11 protein-coding genes are annotated in these 17,430 nt (G+C 64.8%); 1 reads left to right on the top strand and 10 read right to left on the bottom strand.

All coding sequences use genetic code 11. The features are described from left to right. Positions 1-90: 90 nt before the first annotated feature. Together ACNQPL_RS25370 and uvrA are read right to left on the bottom strand one after the other, a co-directional pair. Positions 91-1,845 carry an L-lactate permease gene (locus ACNQPL_RS25370; RefSeq protein ID WP_416468226.1) on the bottom strand — a complete coding sequence of 585 codons (1,755 nt, stop codon included), beginning with the start codon at positions 1,843-1,845 and terminating at the stop codon, positions 91-93. A gap of 192 nt (positions 1,846-2,037) precedes the next feature. Beyond that, positions 2,038-4,554 (bottom strand): excinuclease ABC subunit UvrA, encoded by a 2,517-nt coding sequence (gene uvrA, locus ACNQPL_RS25365; protein WP_416468224.1) that lies wholly within the window; start codon positions 4,552-4,554, stop codon positions 2,038-2,040. A gap of 158 nt (positions 4,555-4,712) precedes the next feature. On the opposite strand from uvrA, the gene ACNQPL_RS25360 reads away from it, so the two are divergent. Next, positions 4,713-5,495 (top strand): hypothetical protein, encoded by a 783-nt coding sequence (locus tag ACNQPL_RS25360; RefSeq protein WP_416468223.1) that lies wholly within the window; start codon positions 4,713-4,715, stop codon positions 5,493-5,495. A 69-nt stretch (positions 5,496-5,564) separates the two neighbouring features. Here ACNQPL_RS25360 and tssA read toward each other — a convergent pair whose 3' ends face one another. From tssA to tssJ, 8 genes are all read right to left on the bottom strand, one after another. Next, on the bottom strand, positions 5,565-6,665 hold the full coding sequence (gene tssA / locus ACNQPL_RS25355) for a type VI secretion system protein TssA (RefSeq protein ID WP_346615519.1): 1,101 nt from the start codon (positions 6,663-6,665) through the stop codon (positions 5,565-5,567). 91 nt (positions 6,666-6,756) lie between these two features. Next, complete coding sequence (locus tag ACNQPL_RS25350; RefSeq protein WP_016499518.1) at positions 6,757-7,275, bottom strand: Hcp family type VI secretion system effector; 519 nt, start codon at positions 7,273-7,275, stop codon at positions 6,757-6,759. A gap of 143 nt (positions 7,276-7,418) precedes the next feature. Beyond that, positions 7,419-9,914, bottom strand: coding sequence for a type VI secretion system membrane subunit TssM (gene tssM / locus ACNQPL_RS25345; protein WP_416468222.1), 2,496 nt, complete (start codon positions 9,912-9,914; stop codon positions 7,419-7,421). Then, positions 9,911-10,819: a type VI secretion system-associated protein TagF gene (tagF, locus tag ACNQPL_RS25340; protein ID WP_416468221.1), complete on the bottom strand. Its 909-nt coding sequence runs from the start codon at positions 10,817-10,819 to the stop codon at positions 9,911-9,913. The genes tssM and tagF overlap by 4 nt, the downstream gene beginning before the upstream one ends. Beyond that, positions 10,816-14,622, bottom strand: coding sequence for a type VI secretion protein IcmF/TssM N-terminal domain-containing protein (locus ACNQPL_RS25335; protein WP_416468220.1), 3,807 nt, complete (start codon positions 14,620-14,622; stop codon positions 10,816-10,818). The genes tagF and ACNQPL_RS25335 overlap by 4 nt, the downstream gene beginning before the upstream one ends. A 30-nt stretch (positions 14,623-14,652) precedes the next feature. Beyond that, positions 14,653-15,369 (bottom strand): type IVB secretion system protein IcmH/DotU, encoded by a 717-nt coding sequence (gene icmH, locus ACNQPL_RS25330; protein ID WP_054901378.1) that lies wholly within the window; start codon positions 15,367-15,369, stop codon positions 14,653-14,655. Continuing rightward, a complete protein-coding gene (gene tssK / locus ACNQPL_RS25325) occupies positions 15,366-16,709 on the bottom strand; it encodes a type VI secretion system baseplate subunit TssK (protein WP_054901377.1) in 1,344 nt (447 codons plus the stop codon). The genes icmH and tssK overlap by 4 nt, the downstream gene beginning before the upstream one ends. Further along, positions 16,706-17,425 (bottom strand): type VI secretion system lipoprotein TssJ, encoded by a 720-nt coding sequence (tssJ, locus tag ACNQPL_RS25320; RefSeq protein WP_416468219.1) that lies wholly within the window; start codon positions 17,423-17,425, stop codon positions 16,706-16,708. The genes tssK and tssJ overlap by 4 nt, the downstream gene beginning before the upstream one ends. Between the last annotated feature and the right edge of the window lie 5 nt (positions 17,426-17,430).

The raw sequence follows: 17,430 nt of genomic DNA, 5'->3' as shown, positions 1-17,430 counted from the left end.
GGCTCCCACAGGTTCACCACAGGTTCAAGAACCAAGGGGTGCCTGTGGGAGCCGGCTTGCCGGCGATAGGGCCAGTGTTGGCTCAGCGGATCAGCCACCCACCACCATCGACGTGAACGGCGCCACATAAGCCTGCAACGTCACCAGGCAACCCACCAGGATCGCCAGAATGATCGAGTGGAAGAACACATAGCGCAGGATTTCACCTTCATGCCCGTACCAGCGGGTAGCGGTGGAGGCCACGACAATGGACTGTGCATCGACCATCTTGCCCATCACCCCGCCAGAGCTGTTGGCCGCCGCCATCAGCACCGGGCTGAGCCCCAGTTGTTCGGCAGTCACCCGTTGCAACCCGCCGAACAGCACGTTGGAGGCAGTGTCCGAACCCGTCAGGGCCACACCCAGCCAACCCAGCAAGGTGCCGAACATCGGGTAGAAGATACCGGTTGCGGCGAACGCCAGGCCCATGGTCGCATCCAGGCCTGAATACCGCGTGAGAAAGCCCAGCGCGAGCATGGCGACGATGGTGATCAGCGAATAGCGCACCACCCACAACGTACGCAGGTACTGGCGGCCCAGCTCCAGCGGCGAGTAGCCCATCAGCAGCCCACCGAGGATCGCCGCCAGGAAGATGCCGCTGCCGGTGGCGGTGAACCAGGTGAACTTGTATTGGGCGTCTTCTTTCTTCGGCGTGGCCACCACCGGCGGCACCTTTTCGATCTGCTGGTGGATGGCGTCGAAGGTGAACACCGGCGCGAACACCGGGTTGGCCTCGCGCAGGGGCTTGCCTTGCGGGTCGAGCATGGCTACGCCGCTAGCGGGGTCGAGCGCCGCACGGGTGTCGAAGAGGTTCTTGAAGCTGGCAGTGCCCCAGGCGAACACGAACACGGTGAGGATGATCCACGGCATCCAGGCCTTGAGCACGCTGCGCTGGTCTGTCTGGGTAAACGTGGTGGTGGCGCCCGGCCGGTCGTCGGGCTCGACCTTGGAGTTGTCGACACGCCCGGTCAGCGCCGCCGAGGTGTGCACGGTGGCCGGCTTCCACACGCGCAGAAAACCGGTCAGGCAGGCCATGGAAATAAGCGCCGCGATCACGTCCACCAGCATCGGGCCGTGGTAGTTGGAGACCACGAATTGCGGCACCGCAAAGCTGACCCCGGCCACCAGGATCGCCGGCCACACTTCGAGCATCTTGCGCCAGCCGGCAAAGGCCCAGATCAGCCAGAACGGCACGATCACCGAAAAGAACGGCAGTTGCCGGCCGACCATCGCCGACAGCTCCATTTCATCCAGCCCGGTCACCTTGGCCAGGGTGATGATCGGCGTGCCCAGCGCGCCAAACGCCACCGGCGCGGTGTTGGCGATCAGCGCCAGGCCCGAGGCCGCCAGCGGCGAGAAGCCCAGGCCGATCAGAATGGCCCCGGTCACCGCCACCGGCGTGCCGAAGCCCGCCGCACCCTCGAAGAAGGCGCCGAAGCAGAAGGCGATCAGCAGCAGTTGCAGGCGGCGGTCGTCGGTGATGCGTGCCAGGGAGTCCTGCAGCACCTTGAACGAGCCGTTCTCGGTGGTGAGCCGGTGCAGGAAGATGATGTTGAGCACGATCCAGCCGATCGGCAGCAGCCCGTTGGCGGCGCCGTACAGCGCCGCCGAACCGGCCATGCTGGCGGGCATGCCGAAGGCAACGACCGAGATCAACAGTGCCGAACCCAGGGCGAGCAGGGCGGCGATGTGGGCTTTTATATGGAAGAAGGCCAGGGCTGCCAGCATGACCACCACCGGGACGGCGGCCATGAGGGTGGAGAGCACCGGGCTTGCGAACGGGTCGTAGATTTGCTGCCAGACCATTTGCCACCTCGATTGTTGTTGTGTGAGGTTTTGCACGCTTTTGGGCAGATGGCATTTGGGGATGCCTTTGGCAGTATAGGAAGGATTTGACCTGCCGAAGATGTTGCGACAACAACGGCCCTTTCGCGGGTAAACCCGCTCCTACAGGTTCTTGTAGGAGCGGGCTTGCCCGCGATAGGGCCAGTACCGACGCTAAAGCACTCTGGCCAGGAACTCAGCCGTGCAGCTATCACCGCACTGGGCAACCACATCCGGCGTACCACTCACCACCACCGTCCCCCCCGCATCCCCGGCCCCCGGCCCGATATCGATCACCCAGTCACTCTGCGCCACCACGCGCATGTCATGCTCGACCACCACCACGCTGTGCCCGCCCTCGACCAGGCGGTTCAACTGCACCAGCAACCGATCGATGTCCTGCGGGTGCAGCCCATTGGTGGGCTCGTCCAGCACGTACAACGTGGCACCACGGGCCATGCGTTGCAGCTCGGTGGCCAGCTTGATGCGCTGCGCTTCACCGCCGGACAGCTCGGTGGCCGGCTGGCCCAGGCGCAGGTAACCCAGGCCGATGTCCTGCAGCACCTGCAGGCAGCGCCGCGCCGGCGGCTGTTCGGTGAACACCTGCAATGCCTGGTCGACGGTGAGCTGCAGCACGTCGGCGATGTTCATGCCCTGCCAGGTCACGGCCAGGGTTTCGGGGTTGTAGCGTGCGCCGTGGCAGGTCGGGCAGGGCGCGTAGACGCTGGGCATGAACAACAGCTCGACGCTGACGAAGCCTTCGCCCTCGCAGTTTTCGCAGCGGCCCTTGGCAACGTTGAACGAGAACCGCCCGGCATCGAAACCGCAGGCTTTGGCTTGCTCGGTGGCGGCAAACAGTTTGCGCACATGGTCGAACAACCCGGTGTAGGTGGCCAGGTTGGAACGCGGCGTGCGGCCGATGGGTTTCTGGTCCACCTGTACCAGCCGCTTGACCTGCTCAAGCCCGGCGCTCACGCGCCCGCTGCTGGTTTGCTCGGGTTCATCCTCAAGGCTCTGCTCCTCTGGCTCGGCCCGCTGTTCGGCATGGCCCAGGTGGGCACCCACCAGCTCCAGCAACGCCTGGCTGACCAGGCTCGACTTGCCCGAGCCGGAAACGCCGGTGACCGAGGTGAAGCAACCCAGCGGGAACGCTGCGCTGAGGTTGCTTAGGTTGTTGCGGGTGATGCCGTCCAGCTGCAGCCAGCCCTGCGGCTGGCGTGGCACCCGCGCGGCTGGCTGCGGCGCGGCAAACAGGTAGGCGCGGGTGCGTGACGCCTCGACCTCGGCCAGGCCTGCCGGCGGGCCGCTGTACAGCACCTGCCCGCCATGTTCACCGGCCGCGGGGCCGACATCCACCAACCAGTCGGCGCGGCGCATGGTGTCCATGTCGTGCTCCACCACGTACACCGAGTTGCCGGCCTGCTTGAGCCGCTGCAAGGCGCCGAACAACGCCTCGCTGTCGGCCGGGTGCAAGCCGGCAGAGGGTTCGTCGAGCACATAGATCACGCCGAACAGCTGCGAGTTGAGCTGGGTGGCCAGGCGCAGCCGCTGCAGCTCGCCCGAGGAAAGCGTCGGCGTGCTGCGCTCCAGGGCCAGGTAACCGAGGCCCAGGTCGAGTAGCGGAGCGATGCGTTCCAGCAGCTCGTGGGCAATGCGCTGGGCAGCCAGGCGCTTTTCCAGCGTCAGGGTGTCTTCATGCTGCTCCAGGTAGCCGGGTGCGGCCACCGTGCGCAACACCTCGGCCAGTGCCTGCAAAGGCAGCTGCGACAGTTCGCCAATGTCGCGCCCGGCAAAGGTCACGTCCAGCGCTGCACGCTTCAGGCGCTTGCCTTGGCACAGCGGGCAGGGGCTGGGGCGCATGAACTGCGACACGCGCTTGCGCATCTGCGCGCTCTGCGAATGCATGAACGTGTGCATCACATAGCGTCGTGCGCCACTGAAGGTGCCCTGGTAGCTGGGCTCGAGCTTGCGCTTCAGTGCGGTGCGGGTCTGCGCCGGGGTGAGGCCAGCGTACACCGGCACGGTGGGTGTCTCTTCGGTGTAGAGAATCCAGTCGCGTTGCGCTTGCGGCAGGTCATGCCAGGGCACATCCACGTCATAGCCCAGCGTCACCAGGATGTCGCGCAGGTTCTGCCCCTGCCAGGCCATCGGCCAGGCCGCCACCGCCCGCTCACGGATGCTCAGCGACGGGTCAGGCACCATGGTCGCTTCGGTCACCTCGTACACCCGGCCCAGGCCGTGGCATTCGGGGCATGCGCCTTGCGGTGTGTTCGGTGAAAAATCCTCGGCATACAGCATCGGTTGCCCGGCCGGGTAGCTGCCGGCGCGGGAGTAGAGCATGCGGATCGAGCTGGACAGGGTGGTGACGCTACCCACCGACGAGCGCGCGCTGGGAGTACCGCGTTGCTGCTGCAGGGCCACGGCCGGCGGCAACCCCTCGATGGCGTCCACGTCCGGCACGCCGACCTGGTCGATCAGGCGCCGGGCATAGGGTGCGACCGATTCGAAATAGCGGCGCTGGGCTTCGGCGTAGAGCGTGGAGAAGGCCAGCGAGGACTTGCCCGAGCCGGAGACCCCGGTAAACACCACCAACGCGTCGCGCGGGATGTCGACGTCGATGTTCTTGAGGTTGTGCTCGCGGGCGCCACGTACGCGGATGAAGCCTGGCGGGGTAGGGTGGCGGGGCGGCATATGGGCGGTCCTGGTGGGTGGAAAGTTTTCACGTTAACAGGATTGCAGGCGCCATGGGCGAGTGCGGCCGGTCACGGGGTCGAACCGGCTTTCCACGCGCGCTATACTCCCACCTCTTCGTGCCCACAGCCGTGGGCCTCACCCCGTGCAGGATGCATATGTCGTCTCAACAAACGTTAACCACCCCCGATGCCACGTTTACCACACCGCCAACGTTCCTCGCCGAAGCCATAGAACAAGCGCAACAGGCCGAACGCATTTTCGACCAGCGCAAAGCGCAGATCACGCTCGCGTTCCTGGTCGTTCAGGCGTTGTTTTGCGGCTATTGGATGATCAGCTGGATGTTCAGCGGCCATTACATCCTGGGGCCTGTTCTTGCGGTCGTGATGTGGTTTGTGCTGGCGTTGCTCTATTGGCCGCTGTCCCTGTTGTGGTACCCGAGCAAGCGCGCACGAGACCAGGCTTATCGCAACGCCAACGCGGCACGGGTGGAGGCGGGCAAAGCGTTCATGGCCAGCCAGCAGCTTGGCGCCTACCGCTGGGTATGCCGTCGCGACCGAATGCTAGGTGTCTTTACCGAAAGCCAGATGCTCTACGTACTCTCACCGGACAGCGGTAACCAGCATGCCCTCATGGCCGCGCCACGCGTCGTCAAGCAGGTGCGCGTAGATGAGCACACGACTACCAGCAGCACTACCAAGACCACCACCAAGCATGGCCGGCGCAGCGTGCTCGCCTATACCTCTTTTTGGGGCGTGATTGGCCCAGGCACCTCGCGCTCCAAGTCGACGACCACCCATCAGGTATTACGGGATTACACGCTAGGCATTCAGTTGCAGAGCGCTGGGCAGCAGCCTTGCTGGGTTGAATTGTCGTTTGGCGAGGACCGGCAAGAGGCGCGCAACTGGCAGCTGCTGGTCGAGCAGACGGCAGGGCGTTGACCCTGCTGGCGCTCGGCGGGTGCCCCGCGCATCACCGCGTTGCTCAGCCGCGGGCAGTAACGGCAGTCATCATGACCGCTGTTCGCGCGTCCCCAGCACATCGCGGATGTTGTCGACTACGTTGCTGTCCTTGATCACATCGCTCAGCCAGCCTTCCAGCGGCATGTTGCCCCACTTGATGGCGCGTTCGATCAGGTACGGCACCGGGCTTTGCGGCTCGCTCTGCTTGAAGAACTGGGCAATGCCCGCGAGCATGGTGAAGGCTTCGTCACGGGTCAGTGGCGTCGTGCGCATCGCTGCGGGGGCCGCAGCCTGGACGGGGCTGTTCATCGCTTCTCCTGGCTCGGTGGGCGCAGCGCTGGGGGGTGCAACAGGTTCTGAAGGCGCAGCGGCTGCGGGGTGCAGCTCGATACCGCGGTCCTTGAGCAGTTTCTCTGCCAGCTGGCTGGCGCGCGACAGCATGTCGGCGAGGCTGGCGAAGCTGGGCGCTTCGGCGCCGAACAGGCGGTCGGTGGTCGCTTGCAGACGCTGGCAGGCCTGCAGGCTGGCGGTAATCTGCAAGGCTTTGCTGCGCAGGTAATCGCTATCGCTGAGGACCACCGAACGCTGGAAGATCTCGGCGTTGATCTTGCCTTCATTGAGCGCGGTCTGCATCGCCTTGGGGTTCTGCAAGGCGAGGTTTTCTACATGGCGTGATTCGTCGTAACGCAACACGCCGAAATTCTGCCCTTGGGTAATGGGCAAGCCACCGGTGATGTCGGTGAGCGTGGTCTTGAGCCAGGACAACCGTGCGGCACGCTCGTCCAGGCCATCTTCGAGCGACGGGTAGACGCTGCTCCAGAAGTTTTCCAGGATCCGTTCGGTCAGGGTGAGGCCAAAGGTGATGCCTTCAAAGTGGTCACGCTGGGCCAGCCCTTCGTTGAGCCAGGCGACCAGCATCAGGTCCTTGCTCTGTTGCGCAAGCCCCTGGGCCGAGAGGTTGATGACCTTTTCCCAGTCGGCAGTCTTCAAGTCGGTTTGCCAGTCGCCCTGGGTCAGGTAGTCAGGGTCTGCCCGGCGCGCCTCCTTGATCTGGTCGAACAAGGCAGAGAAGCTCAAGTCTTCGCCGCTGCCACCGTCGATCGGCGCGGCCAGCTCGGCCAGCGAAAGGTCGTTGAGGAATTCAGGCATAAAACACTCTGATCAGGGGTGAACAACGTGCCGGGAGCCCCGGCACGCCGCAGGATATGGGCCGCATGTGCGGCCCATGCCAAGCAAGTGCTTAGGCGAACACTTTGTTCGCGGTGCGGTCCCAGCCACCGACGATGTTGCCGCCAGCCTGGCCGTCGGTACGGTTCTGCTGGGTGTAGGTGGTCTTGATACGGGCGAAGTTGAAGCTGATTTCTTCGATCGGCAGGTCGCTGACCGCCTTGTCTTCACCGCCCTGGTTGCCACCGGCCACGAACTTGACCGACGACACCACCACTTCTTCCATGTCGATGGTCAGGTAGGTGACCTTGTCACCACCGGCACGGTTGACGTTCAGCTTCAGCTTGGCGATGTGCTTGCCGGTGCAGCAGTGTTCGAACAGTTTGGCCGAAGCCTTGTCGACTGCCTTGCGGATCTTGAAGTCGCTCAGCGCCACGCGCTCGGAGGACGCACCGCCCGAGGAGCTTGCGGTAGCCGAAGTGGCCTGAGTGGCGCCGTACTCGTAGCCCAGCACTTCGATCCAGTCCTTGTGCTTGTCATCCAGTACTTCGCCCGGGATGCCGTCGATTTGGATATACGCGTCAAATGCCATTGTGAAACTCTCCATTAACATCAATTAAAGGTCGCTCATGCGTCCCTTCGTGTTGACCTCTCTGACGGCGTCAGCAGAGGTAGCTTGCCGCCAGCCGGGCCTCCTCCTGTGAGGCCCGGCTGGCCGGTTCTTGCGGCGCGGCCTCAGTTGAGCCCGCGCACTTCGATTTCTACCCGGCGGTTGGGCTCAAGGCACTTGATCAGCTGTGCCCGTGCTTGCTGCATGTCGCAATTGACCAGCGGCTTGCGGCTGCCTTCGCCCTGGGCGGTGACCAGCTCGGCGGGCACACCCTTGCCCACCAGGTAGGTGCGGATGGTTTGCGCCCGTTGCCGGGAAACCTGCAGATTGCCCTGCGCGTCACCCAGTTGGTCGGCATGGCCAGAAATGACGATCTTGCCGATGTTCGGGGTGTTCAGCAGCTTGTTGGCGATCGCGCTCAGCTGGCTCTGGCCTTCGCTTTTGAGGCTCTGGAAGTCGGCACGGGCGAAGGCGAACAGGGTGTCGGACTCCAGCGTGATGGTCTCGATCGAGCGCAACGACTGGGTCAGCAGGCTGTTGATGTAGTTGCGCGAGCTGGACATCAGAAACGCATTGTCAAGAATGCGCGGCACGTCCGGTTCGCGGATCTGGTCGCTGTAGAACACGATCTGCCGGCTGGCGTACTGGTAGTCCTGGCTGGCGGTGTTGTCACTGCCGGCGGCGACCATGCTCTTGCCGGTGTGGCGGGCGATGGCGGGGTACCAGTAGTCTGGCAGGCGCGCCTTGAGGAACGCCGGGTCGGCCTTTTCCCGCTGCGCCGGCGACAGCATCACGTAGGTGTCCAGGGCTGCCTTGCCGAAGTCGGCGATCGACTGGGCGCGGTTGTCATGGGGCAGGGCTTCGGCCTCGACGCTGTCCACGCCAGTAACCGGTTGCAGCTCGCGGGTGTTGCGTTGGTACACCTTGAGCGTGGTCAGCAGGTACAGCGTGCGGGTGAGGTTGTCCGCCGTGGGCTTGAGCATCACGTTCTGCAGGGTGGCGAAGTAGCGAGTGCGCAGCACCGGCTCGACCGCATGGCCCTGGTACAGGCCCAGGCGCATACCCAGTGGCACGGCGTGCTCGTGGTGTTGCTGGTAGTAGTGCGCCGCCCAGAAGCGCAGGCGGTCCAGGCTGTGCCAGGCGGCGTACTGCCCGGGGTTGGCCTGGTCTTCGCGTTTGGCCTGGGCCAGTTCGCCGGCGATGCTGCCGAGGGTGGCGCGGTTGTTGAAATAGGACCAGCCCCACAGGCTGCACAGCAGCAAGCCCGCCAGGCTGGCGGCACCCACCCAGGCAGCCTTGCGCCGGCGCTCGCGGCGGTTGCTGGTATACAGCGCCACCAGGTGCTGGTCGGGGATGATCACCTTGCGGAACAGGCTGTTGATGAACAGCGGCGACGGCTGGCTGCCGCCCTGGGCTGCACCCTCACCATGCGCCAGGGCAAAGCGCTCGGCCACATGCTCACCGTGGCTGCCCCACTGGGCCTCGTCGGCTTCCAGCGCGGCGGTGAAGTAGAAACCACGCAGCAGCTCGGCATTCTGGTACGGGTTGGCGCGCAGCAGGCTGTCAACGAAGCGTTGCAGGCGCGGCTTGAGCGCGGCCAGCTCCAGCGGGAAGCGGTAGGCCGCATCGTTCTGCCGGGTGACCTGAATGTCCTGCTGCACCAGCTGCTGGCTTGCGACCTGCTGCCAATAACCGGTCAGCTCGTCCATGGCCTTGCCAAAGCGCTGGCCCCAGTCGGCCTGCTCAAAGCCTTTGTGCGAGAAGGTCTTGCCCATTACTTCGCCACGTGCGCTGTCGTCCAGCTGGCGATAGAAGGGGGTGAAGCCCGGGATCAGGTCGGACTTGGTGAACACCAGGTAGATCGGCAGGCGCACCTCGAGCAACGCGCAGCTTTCCTGAATGCGCTCGCGCAAGCGCTTGGCCACGCGCTCCTGGTCCTCGGCCGAGCCGTGCAGGATGTCGGCGATGCTGACGCTGACGATCAGGCCATTGAGCGGGCGGCGCTGGCGATGCTGGCGCAGCAGCTGCAGGAACCCGCGCCATTTGCCGGCCTCTTCAGGGCTGTTCATGTAGCGCCCGGCGGTGTCCAGCAGCACAGCTTCGGAGCTGAAGAACCAATCGCAGTTACGCGTGCCACCCAGGCCTGCGACGCGTGCGCCTTCACGCTCGGCATAGGGGAAATTCAGCCCCGATTGCAGGATCATGGTGCTTTTGCCCGCGGCGGGCTGGCCCACCACCAGGTACCAGGGCAGGGCGTAGAGGGCGTCCTTGGCTGGGGTGCCGCGTGGCTTGTTGCTGTGCAGGCGCTCGATGCTCTGCAGCAGCCGTTCGCGCAGCAGGCTGACCTCCTCGCGGTCGGCCGGGGTGGCATTGAGTACGGCCTGGTCGGCGTCATCGCGCAGCAACGCCTCAAGGTTGTGGTGCTGGCCGGCGCCGCGGTACAGCAGCAGCACATAGCCCGCCGACAACAGCAGGAACACACCGATGCCTGCCAGCAGGCTGTGCAGCGAGGCGAAGCCCAGGGCCCGGCCAATGGCCCAGACCACGAAAATCGCCAGGAAGAAGGCCAGCCCCAGCAGGTAGGGTTGGTAGCGCAGGCAGTAGTACTTGATCTTGTTCATACAGGCGTCGCATCCAGCGTATCGACGAACTGGTCGATGACGTGTTCAAGAGGTCGGTCGTAATCGTGTGCGCGGGCCGGTTGCGCCAATGGGCTGAGCAGTTCCAGGTGCTGGCGGGCATCGGCCGTGCCGCTGAGCAGGCGATAGGCCGTGTTGGCATGGCGCGACGGGAAGCACAGCAGCCGTGGGTGCATGAAGTCGTCTGCCAGCAGGCTGACTGCAGGCGCACCTTGGCGGCCGCTCATGCGCGTGAGCCAGGTGAGCCACAGGTCGGCGGTGGGGTTTTTCAGGCCACGCTCGGCTGGCAGTGGCAACTCGATAGCGCCCTCGAAGTCGCTGTGCAGCGACGCGTGTGCAAGCTGCAGGCGTGCCAGTGCAGTAGCGCCGTCAAAGGTTGGCCAGGAACCGTGCAGCGCTCGGGCAACGTCGGCAAAGCTGAAATCATGGAGGAACTTGGCGTGCACCCGGCGGAACAGGTCAAGGTCCTGGGCCTGCAGTGGGCGCAAGGCCTTGATGCGCTCGAACACGGCAGCGGGCTCGGAGCCTTGCACCGCCTGGTGCAGCAGCGGCTTGATCTGGGCGCTGAACAGCTCACCCAGGGTGAACGGGTTGAGCAGCGCTTCACCTTCCTGGCCCTTGAGCACCTGGAAGATGAAAAACGGATAGCGCCGCTGGCTGGCATCGCGGGAGCTGAGCAGGCCGCCCAGCAACCGGTTGCCATTGCGCGCGCGGTAACTGAAGAAACACATCGGCAGCGCGTCGAACAACGCCTGCCAGTCCTCGCGGTGGCGCATCGCCGCCAGCGAGGCCTGCAGCCAGGCGTCGAACTCGCAGACTTCCTCCGCCGCGCCATGCAGGCTGACGAAATCCGCGCTCGACGGGAGCTTGCCGAAGCAACCGATCATTGTGCGCCCCTGCCAGCGCCGTTCAGCGCGCTCAAGGCCTTGACGTCGCCCAGGTCGGTCAGCTTGACGCCGCCGAAGTTGCGCACCACCAGGCTGACGCGGCCATTGGCCGTGTTCCAGCTAAAGCGTTGCTGGATGCCGTCGAGGTCGTCCACCCGCGCGCTTTCGTTCATGCGCAGCAGGCCCCAGCGCCCCGGGAAGTCGAATACGTTCAGGCGTGCGCCGCTCAGGGTCACCACGTCCAGGCGTGCGCCCGGTGCGTTGCTGGTGCCAGGCCAGGCGAAGCGGTTCCAGCTGCTGCGGCCGTTGCGGTAGTGCTGTTCCTGGCCGTCGAGGGTGAACACGATGTCGGTGAAGTTGGCCGACGGTTCGAGCATGATCTCGAAGCCGTTGTCGCGGTCCGACAGGCTGGCGATCACCTGGCCCACAGAGCTGGCCTTGTCGATGCTGTTGAGCATGCCAGGGTTGACCAGGGCCGGCGCCTTGCCGTTGCTCAGGCCCAGGCCTTCGCCGCCGGACAGGTTGCCGATCTCGTTGCGCTTGAAGGTCGGCAGCAGGCCGCTGTCGGGGTCGACGAATCGCTGCAGGTCTTTGACCGACGCCTCGTTGCGGCTGCCGGTGGCGATCGGGTAACGGTGCGCCATCACCTGTTCCCAGGGCTTGGCGATCTGCTGCGCCCAGGCCTTGGCGATCTGCTGGCCGGCCGGGTCGCGCAGGGTTTCCCAGGCGTACTGGATAGGCAGGCTGAACAGCCCCTGCAGCGAGCGCGACAGGCCGTCCTGGCTGGTGTCGACGCTGGTTTCCACGTAGTTGCGCACGGTGGTCACTTCGCTCGGCTGGCCTTCCAGGGTTTCACTGATCAGCAGCTTGCTGCCCTTGCCGACGTCCTGCGAGCGCTGGATGTTGTTCATGCGCACCTTGAGCTTGCGCAGGGCGGCCAGGTAGCGGTCCATGATGGTGCTGTCGGCGCCTTCGGCGTTGTTGGCGGCAAACACCCGCGCCACCGGTTCGAAGCGTTTGGCCAGGCTGCCGTCGTCGACCGCTGGCAGGCTCGGCGCCACGGCGTCCGGTACGCTGTCCTTGGCGTCGTCGAGCAGGCCGCTGACCTTGCTCCAGAAACCGTCCACGCGGGCATTGCCCGTAGGCGTTGCTTCCCGCTGTGCCGGCAGGTCCCACTGGGTGTTGTCACTGACCGCGGCCAACAGGTTTTTCACTGGCGAGTTCTGCACGTCGCTGAGCAGCCCCAGGTGCTCGGTGGCCGACGCCAGGTCGGCGAAGTGGCGCACGCCAACGCTGTTGACCATCTTGTACCAAGCCTGGGTGTAGTCGCGCTTGTAGCGGGTCATGAACTCGCGCACGAAGTTGGCCTTCTGCACGATGGCATCGCCGCCTTCGCCGTCGAGTACCCAGTCGGTATCGTTGCGCAGGTTGCCCGACACCAGCTTGATCAGTTCAGGTTTGACGAAGGTGTCCCAGCCCTGGCGGGTGTAGATCGCCGGCACGCCCGCTGAGCTGTACAGCAGCGTGCGGCCAGGCATCGGCACCAGGTCGTTGAGGCTCAGGGCCGGGAACTGGCGGCTCGACTCCAGCTGCAGGCGCAGGTATTCACGGTCGACCAGCGAGCTGGAAATCATGAACGACTTGAGGTTCTGCCGGGTTTCGTCAATCAGTTGTGCGTTGCGTGGCAGCGAAGGGGCCTGGCCCTGTTCGAGCAATTGCACGTACAGCGGTGCGTTCTCGCTGATAACCCCTTCGTCCGCCGGTGTACCTTCGGAGGCTGCGGCGGCCCAGGCCTGTGGCAGGCTGGCGGCAACGAAGGCGGCGTCCGGGTGGGCCTGCGGCTCAGTCAGCAGCAGGTACAGCTTGAGGGTGTTGTAGGCCTCGATGATCGACGCGACCTGTTGCTCATCCAGGCGCCCAAGCATCTCTTCGGAGAGCGACAGGCCGCCGGTGGTTGCGGACAGCTCGGCAGCATCGCTGGCGGTCGCCAGGTTGACCTTCGCGGCGTAGGCGCTGGCGCGGGTCTTGTTGAGCGCGGCCTGGGCCTTGGCCGCCAGGCGTGGCGCCAGTGGCTTGCCATTGCGGCTCTTCGGTGCCGGGGTGAATTCCAGTTCCTGATTGATACCGCTGGCAAAGGTGTTGAAGGCACGCATCTGTACCTGCAGATTGCGGGCAATCGGCTCCAGTGCCTGGCTGCGCAGTTGCGCCAGGTAAGCGGTGCGGGCGACCTGGTGGATCGCTTCGCCGTGGTACAGGCCGGCGCTCAGCTGCAGCGGCACGCCCTGCAGCCGGTGAGCTTCGACCGTGGCCATCTGCCCGCGCAGCACTTCCAGGCCTTTGCCGGCTGCCAGCAGTTGTTCGCGGTCAGCCGATTGCTCGATCTCGGCCAACTGCCCACGCAGGCTGTCCAGCCACTGGCGGTTGTTGGCGAACGACAGCGCCTGCCAGCCGATGAACGCCACCCCGGCAGCCGCGGCCAGGCCCAGCATCAGCGGGCTGAACGCGGCCTGGCGGCCCAGGCGCGACTGGTACAGGGTCAGGTCGCGGTCGGGGAAAATCACCTGGCGGAAGGTATCGGTGATGAAGTAGCTGCGGTTGCCCGGCGCCTTGCCATCGGCCTGCGCGCCATCATCATAGGCCGCTTGCAGGGCAAAGCTGTCGGCGATCTCGTCTTCGTAGACGTGGCCCAACTGCTGGTCGGTCTGCAGTGCACTGGTGAAGTACAGGCCGCGCAGCAGCAGCGGGGCGCTGCCGTGCTGGCTGCGCGTGAAGTGTTCGAGAAACTGCTCGAGCACGCCATTGAGTGCAGCGAAATATTGCGGGAAGTTGACCAGGGTGCTGTCGGCATCGGCGCCCAGGCTGACCATTTGCGCATCGACATGCTGGCGGATGTGGCTCTGCAGGTTTTTCAGGCGTGCATTGATGACGCTGTGCAAACCATTGTTGCGGATCTCCGACAGGCCAAAGGTCATGCCCAGTGGCTGCTGGCGCTGATGCAGGTCGAGGCCTTCGAATGCCTGGTTGAAGCCTGGCAGTTGGTCGGTCTTGCTCAGCATCAGGTAGATCGGCGGGTTGGTGCCCAGGCACTCGGCGTATTCCTCGACCCGCGTCACCAGTTGTGCCGCCAGGGCGTTGCGCTCGTCGCTGTTGGCCGCCAGCAACTCGGGCAGGCTGACCACCAGTACCAGGCCGTTGATCGCCGCCTTGCCGCGCTGCTTGCGCAACATGCGCAGGAAGGCCGAGAACTCGCTGGCAGACTGGTCGTCGCGCAGGTAGCGGCCCGCCGTGTCGATCATCACCGCGTCGGGGCTGAAGTACCAGTCGCAGTGCTGGGTGCCGCTTTCGCTGTCGTTGGCCGTCGCAATGCTCGCCGACAGCCCCGAGTGGGTCAGCAGGGAGGTCTTGCCGGCGGCCGACATGCCGATCACCAGGTACCAGGGCAGGTCCGACAGCGCCGCCTTGCCACCACCGCCGGCGGAGCGGTCGGTACGCAGCATGGCGATGGCGTGCTTGAGGCGCTCGCGCAGCACTTGCTGGTCGCGGAATTCGCCAGTGGCGTTCCACGAGCGATCGACCTCGAGCTGCAGCAGGTTCTCCAGGTTGTGTTCGGCGCGGATGCGTTGGTACTGGCGCAGCACGATCACCAGCAAGAAGCAGGCACTGATAATGGCCAACGCTTCGGGCACGTGGTGGCGCAGCCAAGGCACCAGTGGGGCCACCAGCCAGCAGATCAACAAGCTCACCAGCCACAGCAGTGGCAGGAGGATCCAGAAACTCTTCAACAGACGCAGTAATGTTTTCATGTCTTCCTGACTCGGCTACCTGATAGGGGCTCAGGCACTGAACAGCTGGCGGATTTGTTCGGAAAGGGCGGCGACGTCCTTGTCGAGCAACCAGTCAAGCGTCAGGTACACCGCAACGCAGACCAGCGCAATCAACACCAGGTACACCCACAGCGGCACCTCGTGGCGCAGCATCTGCGACACCTGGTCGGGCAGGGCCCAGTCGGGCGACAGGGCCTTCGGCGCCTTGCGGTAGCGCGCGATGTCCTGGCCCAGGGAATTGGCCAGGTAGCGCAGCTGGTCTTTCTGGCCGAGGCTGAACTTGCCTTCGAAGCCCAGGGCCAGGCACAGGTGGTAGACCTCCAGCACATCGAGGTTCTGTTTCACGTCGGCGCGCAGGGCGTCGACCTTCTCGAAGAAGCCTTCACCGGCCAGGTGCACGCCGAAGTAGCGGAACTGCAGTGGCTGCAGTTCGAAGTGCCGGCGCAGCTCGCTATCGCCCGAGCGCAGCACGCTTTCGTCGAGGAATGCGCACAACGCGTATTGGGTGTCCTTGACCTGCTCGACGCTGTAGTTGGCGGCGCGGGCATCGCGCTCCAGGTTGGCGAAGAAGCGCTCGACGCTGCCTTCGAAGGCCTGCACCGAAGTGACCTGGCGGCCGCGGCGCACGATCAGCGCCATGCTGATGAAGTCCTGGACCAGGTCCTTGAGCTTCGGTTTGTCGTCGGCGGCCGCAACGGCGCCTTGCTGCAATACGGCTTCGGTCATTTGAGCACCGCCATCAGTTCAAGCTTGAGGTTGGTAAAGGCGCTGGGCGCGTAGAAGCAGATGGTCTGGGCGTTCATCATTCGCTCGTAGACATTGCCGTGTGGCTCGATGGCGAAGTATTGGTTGTCCAGGCGCACCGGAATGGCGTTGGGCAGCCGCGCGGCATGGTTGAGGGTGACCCCCGGCATGGCGCTGTTGACCACCACCTCGATGTCTTCCGGCGAGCCGACCTTGAACGCCCGCGGCACCAGTTCCAGCAGGCTGGCACCGGGCATGTCGGCGTGTACCGAGATATAGAAGTCGGCTTCGGCCAGGCGCGGGTCGCGCAGTTGCCCTTGCCAGTAGCTCGGTTTGGTCTGGGTGAGGTTGATGACGATGCACTGGTTGGGCACGACATTGTCGAGCATCACCCGGATCATTTCGTCCAGCTTGACCAGCGACGCGGCCGGGTCGTGGTGGTCGTAATCCGGCACATCGCTCAGCTGGGTGTCCAGGGTAAAGGTCAGCAAGCCGCCGGCCAGGTCTGCCAGGAACAGGTACAGGCGCTCCGGGTGCAGGCGCGGGTGAGCCAGCAAGTGGGCCAGTTGCGGGTGCGCGCGGTTGACGGTGTTCAACAGCCAGAACAGGGTCACGTCACTGGAGCCGAATTCGGCGATCTGGTCGGCGCGTTCTCGGCGCCGGCCCGACAGTGCCTTGCTCTTGGCCTGCAGCGCCCCGAGCAGGCGCTTGCCGATACCGGCCAGGGTGTCGTGGCTGCCCAGGTGCAGGGTGGGGTGAACGAAATGCGGGTCGAGGTTGAAGCCGCCCATGCTGTTGCGCGTCAGCTTGGCCAACGGGCAATGGCTGTAGCCATCAAGGCTGTCGCCGTCCACCAGCAGCACCACGTTCAGCCGCAGGCTGGTGATTTCGTTTTCCAGCTCGCCTTCGTTGAGGTCGGGCAGGGTATCGAACTGTTTGCGAAAGCGCCGTGCAGCCTTGTGCTCCTGGCCATCCTCGACATAGTTGAGGCCGAAGGGCTCGGGCAGTTTGAGCGCGGCATAAACCTTCAGGTCGTTGGCCTTGAGCAGGTCCTTGAGGTCGCGGGCGGCCGGCAGCGGGTCGTGCTGCGGCGCGTCGTACAGGCTGCCGTCGGGGAATACCAGTTTCAGGCGCTTGAGCTGCAGCGAACCGTTGGCCAGGGCATCCTCGTCCACTTGCAACGCCTGCACGCCCCAATGGAACGGGGTGCCGCGCAGCGTCGCCTCGGCCAGCTGGTGCTGGTGGAATTCATCCTGGTATTGGAAGTGCTGGGGCAGCAGGAACATGCCTTCCGACCACATCACTCGGCTCTGCTTGCTCATTTGACGCTATCCACTAAAGAGTTGAATTTTGAATCCATGGCGTTTTGTGCCGACTGGCCGGCAGCGTCCGTGGCCTTGTCGATCACCGCGTCTTGCACTTTGTCGCTGATGGTCGGCGCGGTGTCCTTGGCCTGGGCGGCCGCCACTTGCTCGGCGGTGGGCGGCTTGTTCAGCACGTCCACGCCACGCACGGCGGTGATCGCCGTCTTGTCGACGAGAATGCGCAGGCCATCGGAGGAGAACCAGATACCGTCCTTGCGCAGCGAGTTGGCGTCGAAGGCAACCTTCCAGCGGGCATCCTGGTCGTCGCGGAAGAACGCGGCCATACCGACATAACGGGCGCTTTTGGCCAGCGGCCACTGGTCGATCTGGCCGATGCCCGGCAGCAGGGTGAGCTCGCGGGCCTCCACCAGGGTGTTGCCCAGGGCTTTTTCCGGGGCATCCCAGAGGGTGTCGGCATCGGTGGCAGCAAAGCGCTCGAGGTCGGTCAGCTGGTACACACGCATCACCACCGACAACGGTTTGCCCTCGGCATCGGGGTTGAGCTGGTTGCCACCATCGGAGGTCAGGATGACCTTCTCGCTGTCGGCCAGCATGTCAGCTGCCCAGCTGTCGTCCATGCGCTTGCCGATGCGGTCGGTAACCCCGCAACCGGCGAGTGCCAGCAGCAGGGCGACAGCGCTCAGGCGCTTGAGTGTGGTGTGGCTGCGTTGCATGACGG

The sequence above is a fragment of the Pseudomonas sp. LFS044 genome (assembly GCF_047978245.1).
Taxonomy (GTDB): domain Bacteria; phylum Pseudomonadota; class Gammaproteobacteria; order Pseudomonadales; family Pseudomonadaceae; genus Aquipseudomonas.
This window is presented reverse-complemented; position numbering and strand designations above follow the sequence as displayed.

What these genes read in the sequence shown, in the direction of transcription:
- ACNQPL_RS25370 (WP_416468226.1), bottom strand. Translation starts at nt 1,845, where the DNA reads ATGGTCTGGCAGCAAATCTACGACCCGTTCGCAAGCCCGGTGCTCTCC.
- uvrA (WP_416468224.1), bottom strand. Translation starts at nt 4,554, where the DNA reads ATGCCGCCCCGCCACCCTACCCCGCCAGGCTTCATCCGCGTACGTGGC.
- ACNQPL_RS25360 (WP_416468223.1), top strand. Translation starts at nt 4,713, where the DNA reads ATGTCGTCTCAACAAACGTTAACCACCCCCGATGCCACGTTTACCACA.
- tssA (WP_346615519.1), bottom strand. Translation starts at nt 6,665, where the DNA reads ATGCCTGAATTCCTCAACGACCTTTCGCTGGCCGAGCTGGCCGCGCCG.
- ACNQPL_RS25350 (WP_016499518.1), bottom strand. Translation starts at nt 7,275, where the DNA reads ATGGCATTTGACGCGTATATCCAAATCGACGGCATCCCGGGCGAAGTA.
- tssM (WP_416468222.1), bottom strand. Translation starts at nt 9,914, where the DNA reads ATGAACAAGATCAAGTACTACTGCCTGCGCTACCAACCCTACCTGCTG.
- tagF (WP_416468221.1), bottom strand. Translation starts at nt 10,819, where the DNA reads ATGATCGGTTGCTTCGGCAAGCTCCCGTCGAGCGCGGATTTCGTCAGC.
- ACNQPL_RS25335 (WP_416468220.1), bottom strand. Translation starts at nt 14,622, where the DNA reads ATGAAAACATTACTGCGTCTGTTGAAGAGTTTCTGGATCCTCCTGCCA.
- icmH (WP_054901378.1), bottom strand. Translation starts at nt 15,369, where the DNA reads ATGACCGAAGCCGTATTGCAGCAAGGCGCCGTTGCGGCCGCCGACGAC.
- tssK (WP_054901377.1), bottom strand. Translation starts at nt 16,709, where the DNA reads ATGAGCAAGCAGAGCCGAGTGATGTGGTCGGAAGGCATGTTCCTGCTG.
- tssJ (WP_416468219.1), bottom strand. Translation starts at nt 17,425, where the DNA reads ATGCAACGCAGCCACACCACACTCAAGCGCCTGAGCGCTGTCGCCCTG.